Source organism: Arthrobacter rhizosphaerae, assembly GCF_023062595.1.
GTDB classification, from domain to species: Bacteria; Actinomycetota; Actinomycetes; order Actinomycetales; family Micrococcaceae; genus Arthrobacter; species Arthrobacter rhizosphaerae.
This window is the reverse complement of sequence record NZ_JALLAN010000017.1, coordinates 1-25,278: the sequence shown is the minus strand read 5'-3', so window position 1 is coordinate 25,278 and position 25,278 is coordinate 1. Positions and strand designations below refer to the sequence as shown.

Sequence of the window (25,278 nt, the reverse complement as noted above, 5' to 3'; positions counted from 1 at the left end):
TTGGATTGACCGCTGCTATTTGTTGGAAGCTGAGTCGCAACGGAGACAGTCGCTTTCCAGCCGGAGCTCGTACAGCTCAGCGGCCTGCTGCCGGCCAACCATGACTTCGCCCTCCGGCTGCTCCGTTTGCTTAAGGAATTGATGGTTGGCGGCCTGGAGCCGTTCGAGCGCCGGCTCGGGCAGAGTGTACCCGGCGGCATTGCCAAAGACGTGGCGGTTCGTAGACAGGAGGGCTTCATTGCCAATCAGATCTTGCGTCACTCCAGTCGCTCGGGGCTGGACTCGCCATCATAGAAGTCGTCTTTAGACCTGACCAGAAGAATTGAATGCCGACCAGATGGCGGTTTGAAGGGCGGCCACGTCAAGATTGGACTGATCGACGACATGCACGTGCCAGCCACGTGCAGCATATTGGTCGCGGATTAGCTTCGGAGGCATCCGTTCGGTGACGAGGAGCCCTCCGACGAGAGTCGCGTCTAGCTTCTTGATCCTGTCAAGTGCGTCCATGAGTGAGGTCGGGAGCCTCCCTCCGCCGCGGACCTCAACAAGCACTTGCTTTCCTGTCTCGTCTCGTAGGACGCCATCCACGAGCAGGTTGCCGCCGACCTGCACGTATTTCTGGGTTTCACTGCTGGGCAGCAACTCAGTGCCTTCCGGAAGTCCGCGCTCCAGCAACGCCATTATCCTCGTCTCTGCCAGCATCGCCTGCAGCACCGGGTTGGCGGTCTCGGGGGAAATCCGCGAAAGTTCGTCCAGCAGGGCATCGCGATCTGCTGCAGGTAGGTCTTCGGCATGATCGGCAAGAACGGCACCGACCTCGGCAGCAGGCCATTCGACCTCCTTCCCTTCCCATTTAAGTCGGGGCGGACGACCGACGAGGGCGAGGAGCAAGAGGACGGCGCCGATGATAAGGAGAGTGATCGGGCCCCAGTCCCTAACGACCGTAAAAACGGCTAGGACGCCGGCGCCGAGGACAATTAGCCCGATTATTGCAGCTGCGCCTCGGGCAAAACCGTGAAGGTTGGATGGGTCCTTGGTCCCGGCCATATCAGTTACCTGTGCAATCGAGCCAGGTGCCCCGCCTGGAGTCAGTAGTGAGGATGCGGCGCTCCGTAGATTCCTTCATGATTCCTGTCTTCCATCCAGTTGAGGTTCCTGGAAGACACTACCGGGACAGTTGGTCTGGAAACGTGAGGCACACAAATAAAAGACTAGGATCCGCCACCCCCGTCAGGTCACGTCCCTGAACCGCTGTCAACAGCTGGGATCGCCGCTCCACGCCTAGCGACAATCGCCGTCCCTTGGTTTACTACGGGCTGAAGGGCTGAGAAATGCCTGCGCTTGAGCACATGAATGTCTTGGGACGGCGAGAGCACAGCTGACTGGGGCGTTTCGGATGAAGCATTAAAATTGTCCATCCCGAGCAGCCGCAACGACACCAGCAGGCCCGTGGCGTCCGACGCACTTGGCTCACGACTGTTCTACTCCACATCGGATGTACAGACGCAGCGGCCAACGCCAAGGATCAAGCGTGACGTTGTTCTTATCGTCGCCCCAGAGTTTCTGGAATGGCTCGTGGTCGCATACTCTGGCCAAATGAATGCATCCGATGGGGGATCGGTAGCTGGTCAGCTGCCAGAAGGGCTTTACGAGCTGCTTACTACAGATGCGCTGACCGCCATCCTACTCAGGACACATGAGCTTAACCCTCATGTCGAGTCCGTCGACGACGAGGATAGCCCCGACATCCTCTCTCGTTACATCGCCGTCGCCGTCCGCAACGCGCTCGTAGGAGCCAAGCCGATGGAGCGTGTAGCAATTGCAAACAAGCTCCTCCAAGAGCTGCAGCACCACGACCGGATCTCCGAAGGTCCCACCCAACTACATTCACTACACCGTCCGGACACCCTCAAGCGCCGCAACCTCCGGCGCCCCAGTACCGCGTTGTCAGACGCGGCACTGCTCACAAACAGCAAGGACGAGCCGAACCTCGCAGCTGAGCTACGAGCGGAGATCGAGTCTGCCAACACAGTCGACCTCCTGTGCGCGTTCGTGCGGTGGACCGGCCTCCGCCTCCTTCAGCCAGCCCTCGAACAACTCCAGGAGCGCGGCGCCCGACTTAGAGTCATCACCACCACTTACATGGGTGCCACGGAGCGCCGGGCCATCGATGAGCTCGTCAACCGCTACGGCGCCGAAGTCAAAATCAACTACGAAACGCAGGCCACCCGGCTCCACGCCAAGGCCTGGCTCTTCCGCCGGGATACGGGCTTCGACACGGCCTACGTCGGGAGTTCAAACCTTAGTCAGGCTGCCCTGCTGGACGGCCTGGAATGGAACGTACGGCTTAGCTCTGTTGGAACGCCTACCCTGCTGCAGAAGTTCGAGGTCACCTTCGACAGCTACTGGGAACAACGCGCATTCCAGAGCTATGATCCGGAGCGCGACGTTGAGAAGCTCGATGCCGCGCTCGAACGCAACGGGGGGCGGCGGACAGCCGCCCCGGATGCCGCCACCGGCCTCGAGGTCCAGCCGTACCTCCACCAGGAAGAAATGCTTGAGGACCTGGAAGCGGAACGGCTCAAGGGCTACAACCGGAACCTCCTCGTGGCGGCGACCGGAACCGGCAAAACTGTCATCGCAGCCCTGGACTACAAACGTCTGTGCGAGACTGCCGGCAGGGAGCTGAAACTGCTCTTTGTCGCCCACCGCCAGGAAATCCTGAAGCAATCTCTGCGCACCTACCGCGACGTCATGCAGAACGGCGCATTCGGAGAGCTCTACGTCGGTGCCCACAAACCCGAACAGGGGAAGCACCTATTCGCTTCAGTCCAGTCGCTCAACTCTCTGGGCATCGACAAGCTGGCTTCTGACTCCTTCGACGTCGTCGTCATCGACGAGTTCCATCACGCGATGGCGCCCACGTACCGCCGGCTGTTGGACCACCTTCAGCCGCAACAGCTGCTGGGACTGACGGCGACGCCGGAACGTGGGGACGGTGTCAATGTGGCCCAGCAGTTCTTCGACGGCCGCACTGCGAGCGAACTGCGTCTCTGGGACGCCTTGGACGCAGACCTGCTGGTGCCGTTCCATTACTTCGGCGTCTCGGACGACGTCGACCTGAGCCAGTTGGAATGGAAGCGCGGCAACTACGACACCGCCCAGCTCGACCGCCTGTACACCGGCAACGACGCCCGCGCCGCAAAGGTGATCCGCGAACTCCGGGACAAGGTCACCGGCACCAAACAGATGCGGGCTCTGGGCTTCTGCGTTTCGGTGCAGCACGCGCACTACATGGCGGAGGTGTTCAACCGGGCAGGGATCGCTTCGGTCGCCGTCCACGGAGGAACGAACGACGCCGAACGTGCGCTTGCGCTGTCACGTCTTGGGGAGCTGGAGATCAACTGTATCTTCACGGTGGATCTTTTCAACGAGGGTTTGGACCTGCCGCAGGTGGACACCATCCTGATGCTTCGCCCTACTCAGAGTGCCACCATCTTCCTGCAGCAGTTGGGGCGGGGGCTGCGCCGTGCCGAGGGCAAGGCGGTGCTGACGGTCATGGACTTCATCGGCCAGCAGCGGCGTGAGTTTCGCTTCGATCTGCGTTACCGGGCTCTCACCGGCTTCGGACGCAGGGAATTGGAAAAGGCTGTCGAGGACGAGTTCCCTTACTTGCCATCAGGATCTCAGATTGTGCTTGACCGCGTGGCGCAGAAGGTGGTGTTGGACAATATCAAGGCGCAGCTGCGGTTCAACAAGGCGCAGCTAGTCCGGGATATAGCGTCGTATGCGGAGACGGAGCTCGAGGCTTATCTCGAGCAGTCGGGGAATGACTTGAAGTCCATCTACCGTTCCACCAGAGACTCATGGACCGGATACCTGCGCCAGGCCGGCCTGATCGAGGGATTCTCATCTTTGGAGGCTGTGTTCCGCGGCAAAGTCCAGGAGCTAACCGATACAAACGAGAAGAAGCTGCTGGGCCGCATGGCGGCGCTCATCCATGTGGACGATCCGGAACGTGCCGAGGCGTACTCGATGCTGGTCGGCCCCGATGCGCCACGCTACGCGGAGCTTGGCATGCGTGAGCAGACATTCGCGAGGATGCTGTTCTACACCTTCTGGGACGACGGCGGCGGTTTTCAGACGTACGACGCCGGACTGGACCATCTGCGCGGCTACCAGTTTGTCTGCAGCGAGATCCGCCAGGTCGTGAAACTCGGGGTGGCTGCTTCCAAGCACGCTGCCAAGAGCCTCGGCTCGGGGCTGCAACACGTTCCACTGCTCTCGCACGCGACTTATCGGCGCGAAGAGGTGCTGGCCGCGCTGCAGTATGGTTCCCTGGAGCTGGGCAAAAACGTGCAGCACCGCGAGGGCGTGGCATGGTGCCCGGCGACGTCTACGGATGCCTTCTTTGTCACCCTCAACAAGGACGACAAGAAGCACTCGGCGACGACGATGTACAAGGACTACGCCATCAGCCCTGAGCTGTTCCATTGGGAATCGCAGAATGCCACCTCGCCGGGTAGCCCGACAGGCAGGCGATACCTGGACCGGGCCTCGCATGGCTCGAAGGCCTTGATTTTCACGAGGGATACGGCGGACGACGAGACCGGCCTGACGGTTCCTTATACGTGTCTCGGGCAGGTGGATTACGTGCAGCACTCGGGTGAAAAGCCGGTTGCGATCACTTGGAAACTGCACCGGCCGATGCCAGCGGATGTCTACGCGGCCGCGGCTGCAGTGGCGCAATGACGAGGACCCCACCCTAGGGAGAGCTCAGTCCATAGTATGGTGGCATAAATAACAGGGGGTTCATTGTCGACTTCACTTGCACAGCGATCGGCCAGAGGTTACCGAAATCGGGGCCAGGGCCACTATGCCGAGCAATACGTTCGAGCTCTTGCGAGCGCCAGTGGCTTTAGCGTTGGTAAGTCTGATCCAGAGCCGGTCGGGATAGATCTCCAGATCAAATATGAACGTCGGAAAGATGTCCCCTGGCCTTCCAAGACCATCGAGGTCTCGGTCAAATCAACCTCCTCTCGAACTTATAACGATGACGGACTCATGTATGAGATCAAGTCAGGTGCCCACGACGTACTGTGCGGGTCCATGGGCGTGGACTTCGATATCCGACGTTACCTAGTCGTTGTGGTTGTACCCGAACGGCTTCATGGCTACGGTGCGATGACAGATCAGGGGCTGGCCCTCAGCCATGAAGCATATCTGATCGACCTAATGTCAAGTCAGCCAGTAGGACAAGAGCAGTCCTCAAAATCAATGACACTACCAACTGCGCAATTGCTCACTCCGAATCTATTGTCCGAAGTGCTTCTGGAAGACTCGGAGAGGGCCTGCGAATGGCTATCGATGTAGTTCATCAATTGCCGATCGAAGGCTTTCCCCTTGAGAATCTTAGGGCATACCTCGCATCATCGGGCTGGATGGAAGTTGATAGTGAAAGCTCCGGTAGCTATTGGGCTAAGCCGGACGAGGACGGCGAGATATGGCTACCAAGCCACACACGAGTAATAACCTTTAGGACTAGAATTCTGGAGCTGTTACGAAATCTCGAAGATCGAGAAAGTCGGCCGTACAGAGAGATTCTTGGCGATGTGCTGGACTTGGACCGTGACATCCAGGAGATCCGAACCTTCCCTGGGGAGAAGCCAGGCGAAACTCGCCTTTCAGATGGTGTGGAAGCTGTGGAGGGGATCCGCAAATGGATCGAAAGCGCGGCAGTCAGCGTGGCAATTGGCCATCCGCAAGCAGTTCTTCCGCGACGAAAGCCAGGTCGCGCACAGGACCTGATTTCTGCGACCAATCTTCTTGTTCCAGGAGTTGGGAGTTTCATTTGGCGCATTTCCACCCCGATAGCAGATAACCCACGACAAGATTCGTTTTCGTTTGATGAAATCCCTGGAGGGAATGGCCTAGATGATTACTCCCGGCTCACTACTAAGTTTCTTTACTCATCGACAATGGCTACCGTCAGCGCGGCACAGACAGTGCACCGGGAGGGCGGTTCTCTCGAACCGTTTCGTGAACGTATAAATCAGGGGGTCACGGCGAACCTATGTGAAGCGTTAGACCTTTCTTCCTCGAGCGGGCGGAGTCCGCTGTCGATTCGGTTCCGTTGGGCAACTCGCAGGCCTGTTGGTGCCTGGCTAGAGCCAATTGAGATTTCATTGCCAGAGCTCGAGATCATAGCGTGGGCGGGACGGGAGTTCAGGCGTGAAGCCGTGGATGAAGGCGTGACCATCCACGGGGTGGTAGTGCGCTTGGTCCGCGAGGGCCCTTCCGACGGCCCTGGGCAGATTACAATTGCTGGTCGAGATGTTGATAGTCCGGAGAACTCCTTTGGACATTATTGGGTGGAGCTGACCGCTGAGGATTATTTGGTAGCTGCAGAGGCACATAGCTCCGACAAGATTGTTGAAATCACTGGCGATGTCCACAGTGTGGGCAATCGTAGGGTGCTTCGCAATCCGAGCGGATTTGGCGTGATTTACGGAGGGGACGAACTCGGCTAGGTCTCTTAGTTATGACGGGTAAGGAGGCGATGTATGCATGGACGAGCGGCCGATCCCGGCGGACGAGTTCAGGACGATGCGCGAAGCGATGCTGGGGCAAGTGCCCGCGGATCAGGATCACCAAGGAGTGGTTCAAAGGGTCCCTCCGCAACGACCCGGCACTGCGAGACCGCCTGTACGCTCTTGCTACGCATCCCGACCCGACGGCAACCTCACTTCTCCTGCCGGACGTGAAATCGTGGGCTGAGGCGGACCACTTTGGTCCGGGACGACAATGGCGTACGAAGGAAAGACTCCCACTCATTCCATAGACGAACTGATCGCCGTCGTGGACGTGATCACGGCCATCGTGATCCTCAACGTGCTGCATGAACTGGGGTCGCGTCAGCGCGAGCTCGTAGAGGACCGTCCGCAGCTTCGGGGCACGTGCAGAATCGCGCGGGAAATGCTCGTCGTCCCCGGAATCGATTCCTAATGCTGCCGTGGGCTCCTGAGGGAAGTGGGCCGGACCTGGACTGGAAATCGTAGACAGTCCCGGGCAGCAGGGCCGGGACGTAACGGCGGTTATCGACGATCATCGCCGCGGGGGGCTCTCTGACTCTCGTCGAATGTTCCATTTCTCAATCGTTGCCGCCGAGAAAAGCTGCATATTTGGGTCAATCCGATCTAAACCGAGTCACTTCGTGTAAGTCACCGCTAAGATTGGGACAGTCAGCGACCAGTCGGCCGCTCACTGTCTCGAGGAGTGCAGTAGTGAAAGAACCGTGGCTTTCTGCCGACGCGATCGCAGCCCACCTAGGCGTGACCAAAGAGACGGTCTACACCTGGATCGCCGAACGTTCTATGCCGGCCCACAAGGTTGGCAGGCTCTGGAAGTTCCAGACCATCGAGGTCGACGCCTGGGTACGCAGCGGCGGGGCCGCCATCTCGGACGCGGGCGACGGCGAGTAACGACCTTGTGCAGTGTTAGCGGGTCCGGGAAAACCTCTCGCCGTTCCAGATATACCAATTTTTACGTAGAAAGAGTGAGTTGTGGCGCTGAAGAAATCTGATCTGTATTCCTCATTGTGGAGCAGCGCCGACGAGCTGCGCGGATCGATGGATGCAAGCCAGTACAAGGATTACGTGCTCACCCTACTGTTCGTGAAGTACGTCTCGGACAAGGCTAAGGCTGACAAGTCGGCGCTCATCTACGTCCCCGACGACGGCTCCTTCGACTACCTAATCTCGCTCAAAGGCAAGCCCGACGTCGGGGAAAAGGTCAACATCGCGATCAGGCGTCTCGCCGAAGAGAACGACCTGCTGGGCGTTATCAACAACGCCGACTTCGATGACCCGGCGAAGCTGGGCTCCGGCAGGGAGCTGCAAGAAAAGGTCTCGAACCTGATCGGCATCTTCCAGGACATGGACTTCACCGGCTCCAAAGCCGAAGGGGACGACCTCCTTGGCGACGCCTACGAGTACCTCATGAGGCACTTCGCCACCCAGTCGGGTAAGAGTAAGGGCCAGTTCTACACTCCAGCCGAGGTCTCCCGCGTGATGGCGCAGCTGCTCCAAATCCCGGCAAACACCCCGAAGTCCACCACCGTGTACGACCCGACATGCGGCTCCGGATCGCTACTGATCAAGGTCGCCGACGCCGCCGTGAACGGGCTGACAATCTACGGCCAGGAGAACGACAACGCCACTTGGGCGCTCGCGCGCATGAACATGATCCTGCACGACAACGAGACCCACGACCTGCGGCAGGGCAATACGCTGGCCAACCCGAAGTTTACCTACAACGGCAACCTCCAGACTTTTGACTACCTGGTGGCCAACCCGCCGTTCTCGGTCAAGACCTGGCGCAACGGATTCGACTTCTCTTTCGGCCGTTTCGACGGATTCGACACCCCGCCGGACAAGAGCGGCGACTACGCGTTCCTCCTGCACATGGTCAAGTCCTTGCGGCCGCGGGGCAAGGGCGTCGTTGTTCTCCCGCACGGTGTGCTGTTTCGTGGGAACTCGGAGGCGAGGATCCGCACCGAACTGATCAAGCGTGGCTACATCAAGGCGATTATCGGTCTGCCCGCGAACCTCTTCTACGGCACCGGTATCCCCGCCTGTCTGATCGTCCTCGACAAGGAGGACGCCCAGGCACGCACCGGCATCTTCATGATCAACGCGAGCAAGGGCTTCGCCAAGGACGGCCCCAAGAACCGGCTGCGCCCGCGCGATATGCACAAGATCGTCGACGCCTTCACAAGCGGCAAGGACATCGCGAGGTACTCCCGGATGGTGCCCGTCAGCGAGATCGCAGATCCGATGAACGACTACAACCTCAACATCCCGCGCTACATCGATTCTTCCGAACCCGAGGACATCCAGAACCTGCGGGCCCATATGCTCGGCGGCATCCCCAACTGCGACCTCGACGCACTCCAGCCCTACTGGGAAGCCTTCCCGAGCCTCCGTGGCGAGCTTTTTGCGCCGCTGCGTGACGGCTACTCGGAGTTGAAAGTCGAGCCGAGTGCGATCCGGTCCATGGTCACCGGCTCCCGTGAGTACGAAGCTTTCGATCACAACACTGCAATCACGTTGCAGCAGTGGTGGGCGAGCAAGCGTGGCCTTCTCGAAACGATCGAACCGCGTACCAAGCCCGCTGACCTCATCCTTGACATCTCCGAGGCACTCCTGGAAGCACAACGGTCGCGACCGTTGATCGACGAGTACGGTGTCTACGAGCAGCTCATGAGCTACTGGAACGACGTCATGCACGACGATGTCTTCTTGATCGCCAGCGAAGGCTGGACAAAGGCTGTGCAGCCGCGCACCGCACGCATGTGGAAGGACAAGAACGATAAGCCCAAGTACGAAGACGCCCACATCGTCTTCGGCACAGGCGCGACGGCGAAACGCTGGGTGATGGACCTCCTCCCGCCAGAGCACGTGGTCGCCCGCTATTTCGCCATGGAACGGGCCGAACTGGACGGCCTCACAGAGGCACGCGACGCAGCCACTCTCGCGGTCGCTGAATACATCGAAGAGAACGCCGTCGAAGGCGGGCTGCTGTTCGATGCCGCGGACGACGAGGGCAAGCTCACCAATGCTGCCGCGAAGGCCGCACTGAAGGAACTCAAGACCACCACGGGGGACCCGGACGAGATCGCGGCACTTGCCAATGTCCTGGTCCTCTACGCGGCAGAGGCCAAGGCCAAGGGCGCGGCCAAGGACGCGACCATGGCTCTCAACGAGAAGGTGGTCGCGAAGTACAAGTCGCTGACGGAGACTGAAGTGCAGAACCTTGTCATCGAAGATAAATGGGGTGGCACTCTCCAGCGTAAGATTAACGGTGAAGTAACGGCCCTCGGGCAGATCCTCATTGCGCGGCTCGGAGTGCTTGGGAGGCGATATCAGCACACGGTTCAAGCCCTGGAAGCTCAGGTTGAAAGTCTTGGAGCTGCGGTTGCTGATGACCTGGGCAGGATGGGAGTCTGATGCCATCGCTCCAGAGTTACCTTGAGAGTCGTCCTCGCTATGGAATCGGGGCATCGGCCGTCCCGTGGAGCGCGGAGCTGCCGGCGTACATTCGGATTACTGATATCGACCAGTATGGCCGGTTTCGTCCCGACCCGGCCGTTAGCGTCGCCGACCCAAAGGCAATTAACTACTCTCTCCTGGACGGCGATCTCGTCGTCGCCCGTACAGGCGCTAGTGTGGGCAAGTCGTACCGCTATCGACCTGTCGACGGCGATCTCGTCTTCGCGGGATTCCTCATGGCGGTACGCCCGGATCCGGATGTTCTAGATCCGGACTATCTATCGTGCATCTTCCAGAGTAAGAACTATTGGAACTGGATCGCCGCGGAGTCCATGCGTAGCGGGCAGCCTGGAGTTAATGCGCAGCAGCTCGCGCAGCTCGAAATCAATCCACCGCGCATCGAAGAGCAGCGTGCGATCGCTGAAGCTATACGACGGGTTGATGACCTCTTGGACGCGCTGGAAAGACTGATCGCGAAGAAGTGTGATGTCAAACGGGGCGTGATGCAGCAACTTCTCACCGGCCGCACACGCCTCCCCGGTTTCAGCGGCGCATGGGCGATCCTTCCGGTGGCGGATTACTCCCATCTCAAAGCTCGCATCGGCTGGCAAGGACTGACCACCGGGGAATATCTGACCTCGGGCGAGTATCGGCTCGTCGGCGGTACTGACTTCAAGAGTGGCCATGTCGATTGGGGTGCCACTGCGTTCGTAGACAAGCGGCGTTTTGATCAGGACAAGAACATTCAGCTTCAGAATGGCGACGTGCTTATAACGAAGGATGGCACGATTGGGAAAGTTGCAATAGTCGACTCGATGCCTGGACCGTCAACACTGAACAGTGGCGTTTTTATTCTGCGTCCAAAGCGTGGTGCCTACGACTCCGAATTCATCTACTGGATGTTGCGGTCTCGCGTGTTCGAGGAGTTCGTTGCAGGACTCAGTGCAGGCTCAACGATCACTCACTTGTATCAGCGTGATTTGGTGACTCTTGAGCTCTTGGTTCCTCCCACTATCGAGGAGCAGGCAGCAATCGCACAGCTGCTCAGAGACGCTGATTCCGAAATCAGGGCGTTGGAGCGTCGTTTGGAGTCTGCTCGTGCGGTGAAGGTTGGGATGATGCAGGAGCTGTTGACGGGTCGGACCCGCCTGAGAGTGACGGAGGAAGCATGAGCACGGTCGGTCAGAAGGAGCGCGCGACACAACGCCGGGTCGTCGAGCTCTTCAAGGACAAGCTCGGTTATGCCTACGGCGGGAACCTGAAGGATCAGGACAACCGCAACGTCGATGAGGTGAAGCTCCGCGCTTACCTGCTCGGTCGTGGGTACGACGAGGCTCTTGCCTCTCGAGCGGTACAGCAGCTCCTGACCGCCGCTGCGTTCGGCGGCGGCTCTTCGTTGTACGACCAGAACCGGAAGGTCTATGAGCTGCTCCGATACGGCGCGAAGGTCAAGACCGACTTCGGCGTGACAACCCACTCAGTCCACCTGATCGACTGGTCCAACCCGGTGAAGAACGACTTCGTCGTGGCCGAAGAGGTCACGGTCAAAGGCGAGCACACGAAGCGACCTGACCTCGTGCTCTACGTGAACGGGATCGCGCTCGGTGTGGTCGAATTGAAGCGCTCGACGGTGAGCGTCGCCAGTGGTATCCGTCAAAACATCGGCAACCAGCGCCATGACTTCGTCCGCCCGTTCTTCACGACCATCCAACTGCTGTTCGCGGGCAACGATGTAGGGGGGCTGCACTACGGGGTGATTGAGACCCCGGAGAAGTACTGGTTGCGGTGGAAGGAAGAACGCGAGAACGCCGACCTCGACCTCGCCATCACTCAGATGTGCTCAAAGGAGCGCTTCCTGGAGATCATCCATGACTTCATTGTCTACGATGCGGGCGTCAAGAAGTCCCCGCGCCACAACCAGTACTTCGGCGTCCGGGCCGCGCAGGATCGGATCGCCAAGCGCGAGGGAGGCATCATCTGGCACACCCAGGGGTCGGGTAAAAGCTTGACCATGGTGTGGCTGGCGAAGTGGATCTTGGAGACCCAACATAATGCACGTGTCCTTGTAATCACTGACCGCACTGAGCTGGACGAGCAGATTGAGGGCGGCTTCTCCGGGGTCGGCGAGAAGATCGTCCGTACCCAGTCGGGTGCGGACATGCTTGCGATGCTCAACACATCCAACCCGCCGCTTATGTGCTCGCTGGTACACAAGTTCCGCGGTACCGACGACGAAGCCCGCGACAAAGATGCCGAGGACTTCGCTAAGGAACTCAGGACGAAGATCCCCAACGGGTTCAGTGCCAAGGGTAATATCTTCGTCTTCGTCGATGAGGCCCACCGCACTCAGAGCGGCAAGATGCACCGCATCATGAAGGACCTGATGCCCGGGGCGATGTTCATCGGCTTCACCGGTACGCCGCTGCTGAAGAGCGACAAGAAGACCAGCATCGAGACCTTCGGCTCGTTCATCCACACGTACAAGTTCGACGAGGCTGTCCGCGATGGCGTCGTACTCGATCTGAAGTACGAGGCCCGCAAGGTTGAGCAGGAGCTTCAGGGCTCTGCCGCGGTCGACAAGTGGTTTGACGCTAAGACCCGCAACCTTACCGACCTGTCGAAGGCACGGCTGAAGAAGAAGTGGGGCACGATGCAGAAGGTCTTCTCCTCTGCACCCCGCTCGGCGCAAATCGTCCAAGATATCCTCATGGACATGGAGACCCAGCCGCGGTTGCTCAGCGGGCGTGGCAACGCCATGTTGGTGAGCGATTCGGTCTACCAGGCCTGCACGTTCTACGAGGCCTTCGTGAAGAGCGGCTTCAAGGGCAAGGTCGCGATCGTCACCAGCTACAAGCCCAACCCGACCGCGATCTCAAAGGAAGACGCGGGCGACGGCGACACAGAAGAGCTCCGCAAGTACGAGATCTACAGGCAAATGCTTGCCGACCACTTCGGCGAGCACCCCGACAAGGCCATCGGCCGCGTTGAAGAGTTCGAGTCCGACGTCAAGAAGAAGTTCATCAAAGAGCCCGGGCAGATGCGGCTGCTCATCGTGGTCGACAAACTCCTGACCGGCTTCGATGCGCCGAGTGCGACGTACCTGTACATCGACAAGTCGATGCGCGACCACGGCCTTTTCCAAGCAATCTGCCGCGTCAATCGCCTCGACGGCGACGACAAGACCTACGGATACATCGTCGACTACCGAGACCTGTTCAAGTCGCTCGACAAGACCGTCACCGACTACACCTCCGAAGCTTTCGGCGAGTACGAGACCGATGACGTCGACGGACTGATCAGCGATCGCAGTGAGCAAGACCGCAAAGATCTCGAGGAGGCTCTCGACGCCGTCCGTGCTCTGTGCGAGCCGGTCGCCCCGCCCAAGGATACGCTCGAATACCAGCGCTACTTCGTTGCGTCCACGCCCGGCGATGCCGACCAGATCAAGGACAACGAACCCAAACGCGTACTGCTCTACAAGTCCGTTGCCACCCTCGTACGCGCCTTCGGAGCCGTCGCCAGCGACATGGAAGCCGCCGGCTACACGGCGGCTGACATCGCGTCGATCAAGGATGAAGTCGCCCACTACGCCGCCGCCAAGAGCGAGGTCGAGGCCGGAGCCGGTGAGAACATCGACATGAAGCAGTACGAGGCCGGGATGCGTCAATTGCTCGACACCTACATCAACGCCAAACCCGTCGAACAGGTCGCCGAACTGGAAAAGACCCTGGTTGAGCTGATCGTCGAGCGCGGGCCGGACGCGATCGACACGCTGCCACCTGGAATTAGGGGCAGCAGCGCAGCCACAGCGGAGACGATCATCAACAACGTCCGCAAGACCATCGTGGACGAGCACGCGATGAACCCGCGCTACTACGAGCACATGTCCGAACTCCTCGACGCACTCATCGAGAAGCAGAAGGAAGATGCCGAGGACTACGCGGACTACCTCCGAAATCTCATCGAGCTGACGAAGAAGGTCGGCACCCGAGAGGCAGCAGACGGCAAGACCTACCCGGAATGGGCGACCACACCTGCGCGTCGGGCAATCGTGGACTTTGAGTGGCATCCAGGAGATCTGGTCGTCGACCAAGAAGCACTGCATCGCCGAATCCAATCGAGCAAGGAACACGGATGGGCCGACGCCGGTGCCGGCAGGATGAAGGAACGCGCGCTCGCTCGTGAGCTGCGCAAGGAACTCCCAGGCGTCGAAGAGTACTCACTGGCTGAGTTCATTGAACTGTTGAAGAACAACGATGAGTACCGTTAGCGGCTACCTCACCGTCGCGGGCCTTGGCGTCGACATCGTCTACAAAGACATCAAGAACCTGCACATCTCGGTCTACCCGCCGGTAGGCCGGGTGCGGGTCGCTGCACCGCGGCGGACGACTGAGGACGCGATCCGGCTCGCGGTCGTGCAGCGGCTCTCGTGGATCAAGCGTCAGCGGGAGCAGCTCCAGAATGCGGACAGGCAGACAGAGCGCAAGATGGTCTCGGGGGAGACCCACTACGTTTGGGGTCAGCGGTATCTCCTCGACGTCTCCAAGTCGAGCGGTGCGTACGGTGTCGAGACCAACGGCAACACGCTGTGGGTGATTACGCCCGATGGAACCGACGCCGTCGGGCGGTTTGGGGCACTGGATCGCTGGTATCGGCGTGAGCTGAGGGCGGCCGTGCCCGCGCTGCTGGAGAAGTGGCAGCCGATCCTCGGGGTCGAGGCGGACAGGTTCGTCGTGCGTCGGATGAAGACCAAGTGGGGCACCTGCGTCACCACGTCACGGACGATCTTGCTCAATCCGGAGTTGGCGAAGAAGGACCCGCGGTGCTTGGAGTACATCGTCGTCCACGAACTCGCGCACCTGCGTGAACGTGGGCACGGCGAGAAGTTCGTGGCGTTGATGGACCAGGTCCTTCCCAACTGGCGCGCACGGCGAGACGAGCTGAACGAAGCCCCGCTCGGGCACGAGGAGTGGGGCGAAGGCGAGCAGACGGGATGAAACGGGGCGGCGACACGGCTAGAGGAAAGCATCTCACGAAGCAGCGATTTGCGCATCCGACCCGATGGGGTCGACTAAGATTTCGAGTTACACTTCCATCGCGCTATGTGTGACTCACCAAGAAGGAACGCGGCGGGCTCCTCCGGCACGGCTAAATTGATGGAGCAAGCACGATCTCAGTGGCGTGTTGTCGAACAGCCTGAACGTCCGTGAAAACAAGATACCCGAGACTGGCAAGCTGGTTCAGTTCACTCTCATTCCCATCCAGTTCCAGCACGAGCGGCGGGGTCATCCCTGGCTGGAGGCCGTCGGCCCAGTGCGCTTCTGCTACGCATACGAGATCACCGGACTCGTGATCGCGGACCTCAGCGTCTACCTCACCAACAGCGAACCCCATATCCGATAGGTCCCTAACTAGCTCTTCAACTTCCGCCAACGTGGTCGTGGAGACATCAGGTGCGAGTGCCGTTCGTTCGAGGTCATCCGAGGTTGTACCGTGCCAGAGCTCGTCTAGAACGGTGTTCATGGCGTCCGCCAGGAGCTGACGGCGAGCTGCCAGGAATTCGCGATACTTATCAAGTGACCATAGAGATCGGTCCTGGGGGATCCACTGGCTGGCAAGCGCCCCCGGAAAGGCGGCCTCGACGGCAGGGAAGTATTCGGCGGGATCGCGGTCTGTAATATCAAGGTTCGCGTCCTGTGTGAGGAAGCAATAGTTTGCGACAGCGTTGACTTCCTCCTTCGTGTACCCGGCCTCGTAGAGTCGGGCTTTGGGGAAAATGTGGTGGACCTGAAGGGACGAGTTCCTGCCGAGCATATGAGCTGAGAGAGCAATGCCCGTAGTGAAGTCCTTCGCCCCCTGTGTACGTGTAAGCATGTACAGCATCGGATAAAAGCGGGCGCCAATTGTGTTGCCTCCGAAGTCTCCCTCTCTAACCGCCAAGTCGCCGCGAGAACGGAGCATTTGCGTCATCAGACCTTCAATACCATTCTCATCAACGGCCTTGAGGTCGACATTTAGAAAGGACTCGGTGGAACCGGCGAAACGTCCCCACATGGCTGCATGGATGTACCAAGTCAGAATTCGGTCTCGCTCGACCGCATTGGGGAACCGTCCGTTGTTGTTATGCAGGTATCGGGCAATGATTGGCACGGCAAAACGCGCCGGGAACACGCGATCGAAATCAAGCCCGAGGCGCGCGGCGATAACATCCAAAACCATGGACACGAGACCGGCCGTCTCCTTTAACCCCTTACGAATCTCGTCTTCAGTGACTGGTGCCAGCGCGGTGAAAAGCGCCTCACCTGTCACGACAGCGTTCACGTTACGGAGAAGCCACTCGAGTGTGAATCGGTAGCCGGCAGATTCCCACTTCAACCGGTGTCCGTTCATCTCAGACCTGGCCTCAGGCCAGGATGCACAGATCTTGGCTAAGGCGAGGTCTCCCTTGGACAGCTTGGTGCCCCCAGAGTTCACCCGATTAAAAATGTCTACAACGACGTCGATGGTCTTGTCCGACCCGCTGACTTCTTCGATGTGAACATCCCGGTGCTGCACGCCGGCGAGCTTAGTTATGCGGGCCATGACTTTCAGCATCTGCGTCGGTCCCAGTTCCGCTATGTCGGGATGAGAAGCCAAATAGTTTTCGACGTTCTTGACCATCAGTTCAGAAACATCGACCCATCCAGGGTTATCTCTCATCTTGACCGGGGCATAGAATTCGAAAACTTCGTCGTAAACGTTGAAGTACAGATCAGTAAATGCTTGGGCATTCCCTTCGAAGAATTTCGGGGGTACCCCGCGCATCACGCCATAGAGAGTCGTGGCGCGCTGCTGTCCATCCAGGAGCAGCTTGACACTGCCGTCCCGATCAATTTCCCCGCCTCGTGTTCTGGCCGTCATTACAGCGGTATTCCAAGTCATGAAGCCGCCAATGGGGTAACCCTTGTACAGTGATGTGAAGAGGCTACGGACCTGCTGGCGGTTCCAGACATAGCCACGCTGAAACTCAGGAAGGGCCATATCTTGGCTGTCGATCTGGTCAAGAATTGTGGACAATTTCACTGTTGACTCCTGATTAATGGGTTCGACAAAGTTATGCGAGCTTCAGTGCTTCAAAAATGAGCTAACCGATGAAATCTTCCAGGTGTCTTCTTGGTCATCTTTCCCACTCTAGGACGCATCGTTGGTGGCGGATCCTCGAGAGCACGCCCGCCAGTCCTGTGCGTTGATATCAGCGTCTACTGTGATGAGTGCCACCAAGAGTAATGCGCTGAAGTCAAACCCAGCGGCGAAATCTAATTCTATGGTGGACCACCCGGAATGTGCGTCAGCGGGCTCCGGACTCGACGACACTCTCGAGTCTTGCTCGTCTATTCCTGCGTCTCTGGGAAGGCTGGCCAATCGCCGGTTCCCTTCATCCAAAGGAAAGCACCTAGCTCCACCTCTTTCGAAGCCGCGCGATAAATGAATCCTTTGGTAACAGCCGATCAAGTTGAATGGGTAACTGCACTGCCTCAATCCGTGCCTCATCCACGTAAGACAGCACATTATCGTGCACGAACACTAGCTGGCCGACTGGCGGAGCGACATATAAAGGCGTCACCCACGCTTCTTCACCAAACCTCTGATAAAGCGGCTGGAGACGCAGCGTCGTGCCACTTTCGTGTTGCCGAAAGCCGAGGATGGTGAACGCTTTTCTTATGACAGAGGCAGGAACTTGCTCGGAAACCAACTTCCGGCGTCCGGCGGCAGCCGGATAAAGCGCTGGAGCGCGGCGCTTGTTAGAACCAGGGTTCGGTGAACTAAGGTTTCGTGCATTATCAGTGCAGGGATGTATGGGCCAAGGAGGACCGATCTCGTCGAAATACACCCGGCTTCCAAACTCATTCGAGTAAAAGTACACATACGCACCGCAAACCGGGCAGACAGCATTGGGGCGCATTAATCCTGTGGAGCGGGGCATCCGGACTATCGGAGAAACCGGATTCTTATAGCTAGGTTGCGTTTGCACGTATGAGGCGGGCACATAGCGGGGCGATGATCTGGGCGAATACGTCTGTCCGCTCGTTCGGGTAACCGTGTGGCTGGAAACCCAAACACGTTGTCCTTTCGGCCCGCGCCGGTAGTGACCTCGGCGGTTATACGTCGTCATTTGATAATCTTGGCATTTACGGCCTAAAGCGCAATAGAGGACGGATATTCTTGCTTCGAATCAGCGCGAGAGAATGGAATTCTTGATCCAATCTTTTGATATCCTCATATCATCTTCAATTCTGGACGAATACAATAGCAGTTGGCCTAAGGGCCTGCGTTGAAACGCAAACGAAAAACTGGCGCGACCAAATTTGAATGCCACTTGGAGTGCACGGCTGAACTGGGGCACCACACACCCTGCGGGTTCGGGATATACGGTACGCCGTAGACATCTGCCTTGAGCCCGACTGTAAACTTTTCGAGTACCAACCTCAATGGCTTACCAGCACCTCCGCCCTGGAGCAGCGCGGTCGATGCCCCCGGCGTGGAATGCGGCAGTCTGCCGGCAACGTAGCCGTTGCTCGGCGTCGTCATGCTTTGACCGCGCAGGTTAGCCCCGCGCCATCCAGCCCGGGACCCGTCCTGGATGGCGAAGGAGGCCTTCGTGCTGACGGGGGCTCCCGGCGTCGTGAAGTTAGCCCAGCACGCGGAAGTCGGCGTTGAGCGCGTCCTTGATGATCTTCGTGTTCCCGTAGGCGCAGTTGTCGCTGGAGAACTTCAGGTGCGGTTCCAGGACATGTTCGGATCCACGATGGAGCAGGATCCGTTGCCGGTGGACGTGATGGAGGTGCACGCCAGTTCCGAGCCGACCACGGGTGAGGCCGGGTTCTTCTAGTCCACCTTGAGGTCGTCGGCCCAGTTGCTGTGCACGTTACAGGTGAAGACAATGGCGTTGCGGACGTTCGCGTCCACCCAGCCCTCAGTAATCCGGCAGCGCGAGGCGCCGCCGATCGACTTATCAGAACGTCACAGGTCAGAACGGTCACGCCGGCGAAGACTAGCTGGAGACCTTGAAGAACGCGGCGCCCTTGTGTGGGCGAAGGTGCGGGAGAAGGAGTAGGCCGGTACGCGATACTCGCCGGTCAGGGGGTCGCCGGTGTTGTAGAAATGGCCGAGCGTCTAGTCGATGAACGACGTCGACGCGCCCACGAAGGCGACTGCCCACATCCAGAACGGGCGCCCGGTCCGCCTAAGGCGATCGCGGTAGCGACGCCGGCGATGTTCTCGGAGCCGACGCGGCAGGACATGCGTTGAGGCAACGCGGCGGTCTCAGGACCGACGTCGAACTAATCCTCGACGGCTAGGGTGCAATGGCGGCCCCGATGCAGGGTGCTGCGCTGGTGCCGTGGGGGACGGTCGTCACCCTATTGTCGACGGGTTCTGGGCCGCTGCGGTCTCGCGATCAAGAAGCGTGAGTTCAAGGGGCTCAACCCCACGTTCCAAGCGTGCATCCAGACACCGTTCAGGGGAGTTACCGAAACGTTATGTAGGCTGGATGGATGGATTTTAGGTCGAGCAGCGGAAAATTGTCAGTCCAAGAATGTCCTCCAGCCCCCGAAACCTGGCTGATCTCCGGGCGGAAGCACGCCCTCGACGGGCTCCGCACGGTGGCTGTGGTCGGTGTCTTCTTCTTTCACACGGCAACGGAACTCGTTCCCGGCGGCTTCATCGGCGTCGACGTCTTCTTCACGCTCAGCGGCTTTGTGATCACCCTGCTGATCTTGAAGGAGCGGCTCGCCACCGGACGGCTGCGGCTGGGTGTTTTCTATGCCAAGCGGCTGGCCCGGCTCTGGCCTGCACTCCTGGCGTTGTGTGGGGTGATCGTCGCCGTCGGTTTAGTCTTTCCGGGCTCCGCGTGGGGTGGCCAAACCGGGTTTGTCCTGCCGGCGGCCGCGTACGTGATGAACCTGGCCCATGTCGGCGTGTTCGGCGGTTCCATCACCGGGGAGACCCTCGGCCCCACGTGGACACTCGCCGTGGAGGAGCAGTTCTATCTGGTGTGGCCGCTGCTCCTGCTGGTGATGTTGCGGTTCTGGAGGGTCCCCACCGTCGCCTGGGCGACTGCCGGCCTGGCTGCCGCCTTCTTGCTGGAACGGTCCCTGCTGGTTTTGGTCGGTGCGCCGTTGGGGCGCCTGTACAACGGGCCCGACACCAGGGCCGATGAGTTGCTGATCGGATGCGCGTTGGCCCTGCTGTTCACCAGTATCCGCCCGGGTTCCACGCTCCACGTTTACCTTCAGTCTGCTGCACGGCGGGGCGCGCCGCTGGCTGCCCTCACCCTGGTGGCAGCGCTGTTCCTGCTGAAGGAACCGGACACGCCCGGCCGCTGGTTCAACGCGTTCTGGACTGCCGGCCCCACGGTGCTTTCCCTGTTGGCTGCGGTGCTGATCGGCTCGCTTGTCCTGCAGCCCGCCGGCTTCATCGCACGGGTCCTCAGCCACCCCTGGCTTGCCGGGCCCGGCCGCGACCTTTCCTATGGGATGTATCTCTGGCACATCCCTGTGTATCTCCTGCTGATGCCTTTGATCCCGGAACTGCCGCTACGCATCGCGCTGGCTGCGGCGCTGACCGTGCTTTTGGCCTGGGCGTCGTTCCGTCTGGTGGAGCAGCCCCTCCGCCGATGGGCAAACAAAAGGCTTGAGCCCGACGTCGATCGTCCAGCCCGTGAGCACCTGCCGGAGCGTGAACTGGTGTCTGTTGGCCGCGGCGCGTAGGTTTCGACGGACCCAACGACGGGGGTAGCCGCCGTCCTGGACGGCGAAGGAGGCTTTCGTGCTGACGGGGGATCCCGGCGTCGTAATGGCCGTATCCAGTCACGGCGAGGTTGGTAGTACTGCATACACCCGGCCACCTTCGGGTGTGCTCTCGGCGGAGAGCGTGCCGCCGAGCTCGGCCGCCCGCTCGCCCATGGAGGTGATGCCGACGCCGGCCTGCCACGACGTACCGGTGCTCCCGTCGTCGGTGATCTCGATCTCGAGGGCCTCGTCACTGAGGGTGAGGCTGACCGTCGCGTTAGTCGACGTCGAGTGCCTGGCCACGTTGGTCAGCGCCTCGATGACGATGCGGTAGGCCGCCACCTCGACGGCCGCGGGCAGCGCCTGCAGCCTGTCTGCGTGCAGATCGACCCGCAATGGTGTCCCGTCAGGAGCCCGCAGGGCCAGGGCCTGCTGCCGCAGGGCGGTGACGAGACCGAGCTCGTCGAGCGCAGGTGGTCGCATCGCGTAGACCAGCCCCCGGATGTCCTCGATCGCTGTCACCGTCTCCTGGCGCAGGGTCCTCAGCAGGTTCTCTGCCGCGGAGGAGTCGTTGGGCAGGGTATTTCGTAAGGCGTCCAAAGTGAACGCGATCCCAGACAGCCGGGCGCCGAGGCCGTCGTGGAGGTCGCGGCGCAGCCGACGGCGTTCCTCTTCGATTGCGGTAATGGCCTGCCCGCGTGACTCCCGCAGCTCGTCGGCCAGTACCCGGGCCCGCAGGGTTTGGGCCAGCAGCGGCGCGACCAGGCTGAGCACGTTGCTGTCACCCGCGGACAGAGTCAGATCACCGGGCCGCAGCCCCACCGCGAGCTCCCCTGACCGGTCCGGCCCCAAGGAAAGCGGGAGGGTCCTGGTGTGGGTGACCTCCGCCCCGGACTGGGCCACGGTCTTCCCGTCCAGGCGGAGCGCACAGTATGGGAGGACCAGTGCCTCGCGAATCGCCCGCAGTGCGAGCACCGGGTCGTCACCGATGTGGCCGACCACCCGGGTGGCCGCCCCCAGCGGGTCCGGGCGTGCGCCGAAGAGGAGCTCGTCAACAACGGCCCGCAGAACCACCTGCAGCGGATGGAAGGTTGTCGCCGCGAGGGCGCCGATGATCGCCAGCGTGCCCGGAGGCGGGACACGGCCGCCCAGGATCTCGACCAGCGACTCGACCGTCATGAAGAGGGCCACGTAACCGACCACCGCGGTCACGAAAACCACGAGCCGCACCATCAGGCCCCTAACATCGACCACCTCGGGCCGGCGGACCCCGACGTACAGGGCGGGTGCGATGGTGCCCAGGGCGAGGTAGGCAATCACCTCTCCGACCGTGCCGAGCTGCATGAACGGGGTAATGAACATGGTTATCAGCACCAGTGAACCCGCGAGCGCCATCCACTTGAGGGCCCACCGGTCGCGGTCCGTGGCACGTTCGATCTTCCACCACGTGTGCGCGATCAGGGAACAGCCGATCACCAGGACCATCGCGGTGGCAACCGCGTCGCTCGCCGCCCAGACCACCGCCAGGACGCCCGAGCCTCCGATCACCACCAGCGAGACGAAGTCCACCGGGTGCCGCCAGGTGAGCGCCGGGTAAGCGGTCAGTGCGAGCGGCGCCAGCAACGCGCCGCCGATGATGAATGCCAGGCGCGGCGGGTAGCCGCCTCCGGTCGCTTCCAGAACGGTCCCCGAGGTGATGGCCAGTCCTGCGAACACCATGAGTACGGCGCTCGGCCGGACCCGCCGCACGCCCAGCAACGCCAACCCGCTGATGACCGCGCTCGCGCCAAGGACGGCCAGCGCGAGCAGTGAGGGATAGGCGGTCACGTGCCGAGCCCGCCTTCACGGGCGCGGATGATCGCCGCGGCCCGGTCGAACACCTCGAGCTTGGCGAAGATGCTGGTCAGGTGGTTGCTGACCGTCTTGGGGGAGAGGAACAGCGCCTCGGCGATTGCCGACGTACGCCGTCCGGACGCGAGCAGGTCGAGGATCTCGCGCTCGCGCTCGGTGAGTTCCGGGAAGGGGGCGGGCCTTGGTGTGGGTGGTGCAGTGAAGTAGCCCAGTATGCGTGCCGCCACGCCAGGCCCGAAGATCGCCTGCCCGGTGACCACCGCACGGATGGCGGCGACGATCTCCTCCTGCCCGGCTCCCTTCAGCAGGTAGCCACGGGCTCCGGCCTGCATCGCGGTGAAGACTGTCGCGTCGTCGTCGTACATGGTCAGCATGAGCACGGCCGTCTCCGGCACCGAGGCGCGGATCCGGCGGGTGGCCTCCACGCCATCGAGACCGGGCATCCGGACGTCCATGAGCACGACGTCGGGCCGGAGGAGCTGGGCCTCCCGCACGGCGGTCTCGCCGTCGCCTGCCTCGCCGGCCACCTCGAGTCCTTCCAGGGTCTCGATCAGCGCCCGGAGCCCGCCGCGGACGACAGGATGGTCGTCCGCGATCAGCACCCTGAGGTTCATGAACCCATTATGGGCGCGTCCGCTCCGGTTGACCCGGGAACTTCCTCCCTTTCGCCGGGAATCCGCGGGAAAATGAACGGGCAGGCCGTCTCTCGTGGAGGGAAGCGGCGCGGGCCGACAGTGGAGTGGTCCACTTCATCCGACCCATCCGAGGAGCAACCATGAATACCACATCGAAACGACAGAAGGTCGGCCTCCTTCTGGCTGGCAGCTACAGCGCGTTTAACATCCTCAGCGTGCTGTTCCCCACTCCGGACGGCCAGGTTGGCCCGCCGAGCGGCATCCTCATTATCGACAGCGTGCTCGGCGTCGTCGGCCTGGTCGCCGTGATCGTTACCTGGCGTACCGGCAACCGCGCCGCGCTCCGTGTCGCGGCTGGCGCGATCATCCTCATCACCCTCACCGCACTGCCGGCGTTCTTCGTCGACGTGCCAACAGCAATCAAGCTGCTGGTTGGCGTATTCGTGCTGCTTACGATCGCGGCCGTCGTACTCATGTTCTCGCCGGGGCGTCGCTCGACGCCGGTCCTGGACTGAGCCTTCGGGGCTAGCCCTATTTCGTTCTCCTAGGCGTTCGGGGCAGGACCGGTTGACGGAGGCCTTTGGAAGCCATCGTCGACCGGCCTGCTTCCGCTGGACTACTAGGCCATCACTCGCATCCCACTCCATCGCCATCCCTGTCGAGACCATAGATGTCAGATCCGACGACGGTAACGGGTCCCCGTACATACGCAGGACCATTGCCGCTGCCTCCGGCACAATCTACGTCCGATGCAATAGGCACGCATGGCCCCGCATAGTTTGGATCGCATCCGGACGGAGCTGCGGGGACGGCGGGCTGTGCGGGCGGCGCCTGCTGCTGACGTGCTGCTTCCTCTGCTGGGCGGGAGAGGGAATCCGAACCGCTTCGCTCGATTGCATCGGTTGGGGCGGCCTTGAGGCGAGGTAGCGGCGTCTGCGATGAGTTGCCCCTCTTGGGCAACCGTCAGCCCGATGGCGCGGCCTATAGTGTCTCCGGAATCGGGCGCCCGGGAAAGAGCGTCGCATACTGTTTCCGGAACATCCTGCGCCCCACGAGGCGGTAGCCAAGGCGCACCGGGGCGGGGATGTCCTTGATCATTTCCTTCTGGTCTTGGCGTGGATTCGTGGCCAGCACCATCCCGAGGTAGCCAACCAGGAACTTCTTGTCGAGCTGATCGATCCCGTGCGTAGCGCCCTCCTGCAATTCCTTCTCGGTCAGCACCCTGTCCACGACGGGCATCACCTCGGTGACTTCGCGGCGCAGGTGAACGTTGAGGACCGTCTTCATGTCCTCGTAGCGCTCCGCGAGGTCCCGGCCAATCAACGGGTCTGCCGTCTCCATCCAGCGAAGCCGGACCGGCTCGATGCCCTCGAGCCGCTGCGTCACCTGCCGGTGCTGCTCAAGCATCTGCGCCACGTGCAACGCGCACGCCGGTGCCCTTTCCGCGAGCTGCGGGTACATGAGCTGGTCCTCGCCATCGTGGTGAAGATGGAGCACCTTGTCGAAGTTCCCCAGCACTTCGCCCACGTAAGCGGCGCGGGCGGTGTCGCCGGCTGCGGCGGAGCGCACCAGTCCCGGTGCCTCCTCGTACGCCCACAGGAAAAAGCGGTGGATGCGTCGCATGCCGGCCGTTCCCCTACACAGGACGGGTCCCGGCGGCAACGGCGCTGCGGTCTCGCCGGGCTGCATGGTGAAGAAATCAGTCATTTGAAGGCCCCTAACGGTCGATGTGCGAGACAAGGACCTCTCCCCGCCAGAATCGTATCGCTGGCCCTCATGCCGCACAATGGTCGCTGCGCCAGCCACGGCTGACTGAACAGCGGCGGGGCGGTCAGTTTAGGAGCTGGCCCCCGTTACCTTTTTCGTAGCCCCGGTCCTGTTGCAGGATAAGGGGTGTTGGCCGGTCGGTCCCGGCATGGTTTCTGCCCCCAGTCATGAATGATCCGGGGGGTGTTGTCACCGGGACCGGCTTGG

19 protein-coding genes are annotated in these 25,278 nt (G+C 60.9%); 12 read left to right on the top strand and 7 right to left on the bottom strand.

Annotated features, from left to right (window positions below):
- Positions 1-15 precede the first annotated feature (15 nt).
- Positions 16-261 carry a hypothetical protein gene (locus tag MU551_RS19275; protein WP_247048163.1) on the bottom strand — a complete coding sequence of 82 codons (246 nt, stop codon included), beginning with the start codon at positions 259-261 and terminating at the stop codon, positions 16-18.
- Positions 262-303: 42 nt separating this feature from the next.
- A complete protein-coding gene (locus MU551_RS19270; protein ID WP_247048162.1) occupies positions 304-1,047 on the bottom strand; it encodes a hypothetical protein in 744 nt (247 codons plus the stop codon).
- 549 nt (positions 1,048-1,596) lie between these two features.
- Between MU551_RS19270 and MU551_RS19265 the strand changes: the two genes are divergently transcribed.
- The 9 genes from MU551_RS19265 to MU551_RS19230 all read left to right on the top strand — a co-directional run bounded on the left by MU551_RS19265 (position 1,597) and on the right by MU551_RS19230 (position 15,046).
- On the top strand, positions 1,597-4,752 hold the full coding sequence (locus MU551_RS19265) for a DEAD/DEAH box helicase (protein WP_247048161.1): 3,156 nt from the start codon (positions 1,597-1,599) through the stop codon (positions 4,750-4,752).
- A gap of 63 nt (positions 4,753-4,815) precedes the next feature.
- Positions 4,816-5,373 carry a DUF4365 domain-containing protein gene (locus MU551_RS23670; protein WP_372489899.1) on the top strand — a complete coding sequence of 186 codons (558 nt, stop codon included), beginning with the start codon at positions 4,816-4,818 and terminating at the stop codon, positions 5,371-5,373.
- Entirely contained in the window at positions 5,358-6,530 is a 1,173-nt protein-coding gene (locus MU551_RS19260) for a hypothetical protein (RefSeq protein ID WP_247048160.1), read from the top strand. Before MU551_RS23670 ends, MU551_RS19260 begins: the two co-directional genes overlap by 16 nt.
- Before the next feature lie 274 nt (positions 6,531-6,804).
- Positions 6,805-7,005, top strand: coding sequence for a hypothetical protein (locus MU551_RS19255; protein WP_247048159.1), 201 nt, complete (start codon positions 6,805-6,807; stop codon positions 7,003-7,005).
- 278 nt (positions 7,006-7,283) lie between these two features.
- On the top strand, positions 7,284-7,481 hold the full coding sequence (locus MU551_RS19250) for an excisionase family DNA-binding protein (protein WP_247048158.1): 198 nt from the start codon (positions 7,284-7,286) through the stop codon (positions 7,479-7,481).
- 81 nt (positions 7,482-7,562) lie between these two features.
- Complete coding sequence (locus MU551_RS19245) at positions 7,563-10,007, top strand: type I restriction-modification system subunit M (RefSeq protein ID WP_247048157.1); 2,445 nt, start codon at positions 7,563-7,565, stop codon at positions 10,005-10,007.
- Positions 10,007-11,221 (top strand): restriction endonuclease subunit S, encoded by a 1,215-nt coding sequence (locus MU551_RS19240; protein WP_247048156.1) that lies wholly within the window; start codon positions 10,007-10,009, stop codon positions 11,219-11,221. The genes MU551_RS19245 and MU551_RS19240 overlap by 1 nt, the downstream gene beginning before the upstream one ends.
- Positions 11,218-14,319 (top strand): type I restriction endonuclease subunit R, encoded by a 3,102-nt coding sequence (locus MU551_RS19235; protein WP_247048155.1) that lies wholly within the window; start codon positions 11,218-11,220, stop codon positions 14,317-14,319. Before MU551_RS19240 ends, MU551_RS19235 begins: the two co-directional genes overlap by 4 nt.
- Positions 14,306-15,046 (top strand): M48 family metallopeptidase, encoded by a 741-nt coding sequence (locus MU551_RS19230; protein ID WP_247048154.1) that lies wholly within the window; start codon positions 14,306-14,308, stop codon positions 15,044-15,046. Before MU551_RS19235 ends, MU551_RS19230 begins: the two co-directional genes overlap by 14 nt.
- Before the next feature lie 151 nt (positions 15,047-15,197).
- Here MU551_RS19230 and MU551_RS19225 read toward each other — a convergent pair whose 3' ends face one another.
- The gene (locus tag MU551_RS19225) at positions 15,198-17,111 is read right to left on the bottom strand and encodes a GmrSD restriction endonuclease domain-containing protein (RefSeq protein ID WP_247048153.1); all 1,914 of its coding nucleotides are present in this window, start codon (positions 17,109-17,111) and stop codon (positions 15,198-15,200) included.
- A gap of 1,576 nt (positions 17,112-18,687) precedes the next feature.
- Here MU551_RS19225 and MU551_RS23525 point away from each other — a divergent pair.
- Positions 18,688-18,918, top strand: a complete 231-nt coding sequence (locus tag MU551_RS23525) for a hypothetical protein (protein ID WP_308198325.1) — start codon at positions 18,688-18,690, stop codon at positions 18,916-18,918.
- A 247-nt stretch (positions 18,919-19,165) separates the two neighbouring features.
- Here MU551_RS23525 and MU551_RS23385 read toward each other — a convergent pair whose 3' ends face one another.
- Positions 19,166-19,330 (bottom strand): alanine:cation symporter family protein, encoded by a 165-nt coding sequence (locus tag MU551_RS23385; RefSeq protein WP_308198327.1) that lies wholly within the window; start codon positions 19,328-19,330, stop codon positions 19,166-19,168.
- A gap of 279 nt (positions 19,331-19,609) precedes the next feature.
- Here MU551_RS23385 and MU551_RS19210 point away from each other — a divergent pair, with 279 nt between their 5' ends.
- Positions 19,610-20,797: an acyltransferase family protein gene (locus MU551_RS19210; protein WP_247048152.1), complete on the top strand. Its 1,188-nt coding sequence runs from the start codon at positions 19,610-19,612 to the stop codon at positions 20,795-20,797.
- Positions 20,798-20,896: 99 nt separating this feature from the next.
- Here the strand turns inward: MU551_RS19210 and MU551_RS23520 are convergent, their stop codons facing one another.
- Together MU551_RS23520 and MU551_RS19200 are read right to left on the bottom strand one after the other, a co-directional pair.
- Positions 20,897-22,645 (bottom strand): sensor histidine kinase, encoded by a 1,749-nt coding sequence (locus MU551_RS23520; protein ID WP_247048151.1) that lies wholly within the window; start codon positions 22,643-22,645, stop codon positions 20,897-20,899.
- Positions 22,642-23,283, bottom strand: coding sequence for a response regulator (locus tag MU551_RS19200; RefSeq protein WP_247048150.1), 642 nt, complete (start codon positions 23,281-23,283; stop codon positions 22,642-22,644). The genes MU551_RS23520 and MU551_RS19200 overlap by 4 nt, the downstream gene beginning before the upstream one ends.
- 161 nt (positions 23,284-23,444) lie before the next feature.
- On the opposite strand from MU551_RS19200, the gene MU551_RS19195 reads away from it, so the two are divergent.
- A complete protein-coding gene (locus MU551_RS19195) occupies positions 23,445-23,819 on the top strand; it encodes a hypothetical protein (RefSeq protein ID WP_247048149.1) in 375 nt (124 codons plus the stop codon).
- A gap of 466 nt (positions 23,820-24,285) precedes the next feature.
- Here MU551_RS19195 and MU551_RS19190 read toward each other — a convergent pair whose 3' ends face one another.
- Positions 24,286-25,011 carry a hemerythrin domain-containing protein gene (locus MU551_RS19190; protein ID WP_247048148.1) on the bottom strand — a complete coding sequence of 242 codons (726 nt, stop codon included), beginning with the start codon at positions 25,009-25,011 and terminating at the stop codon, positions 24,286-24,288.
- Positions 25,012-25,278: the final 267 nt, after the last annotated feature.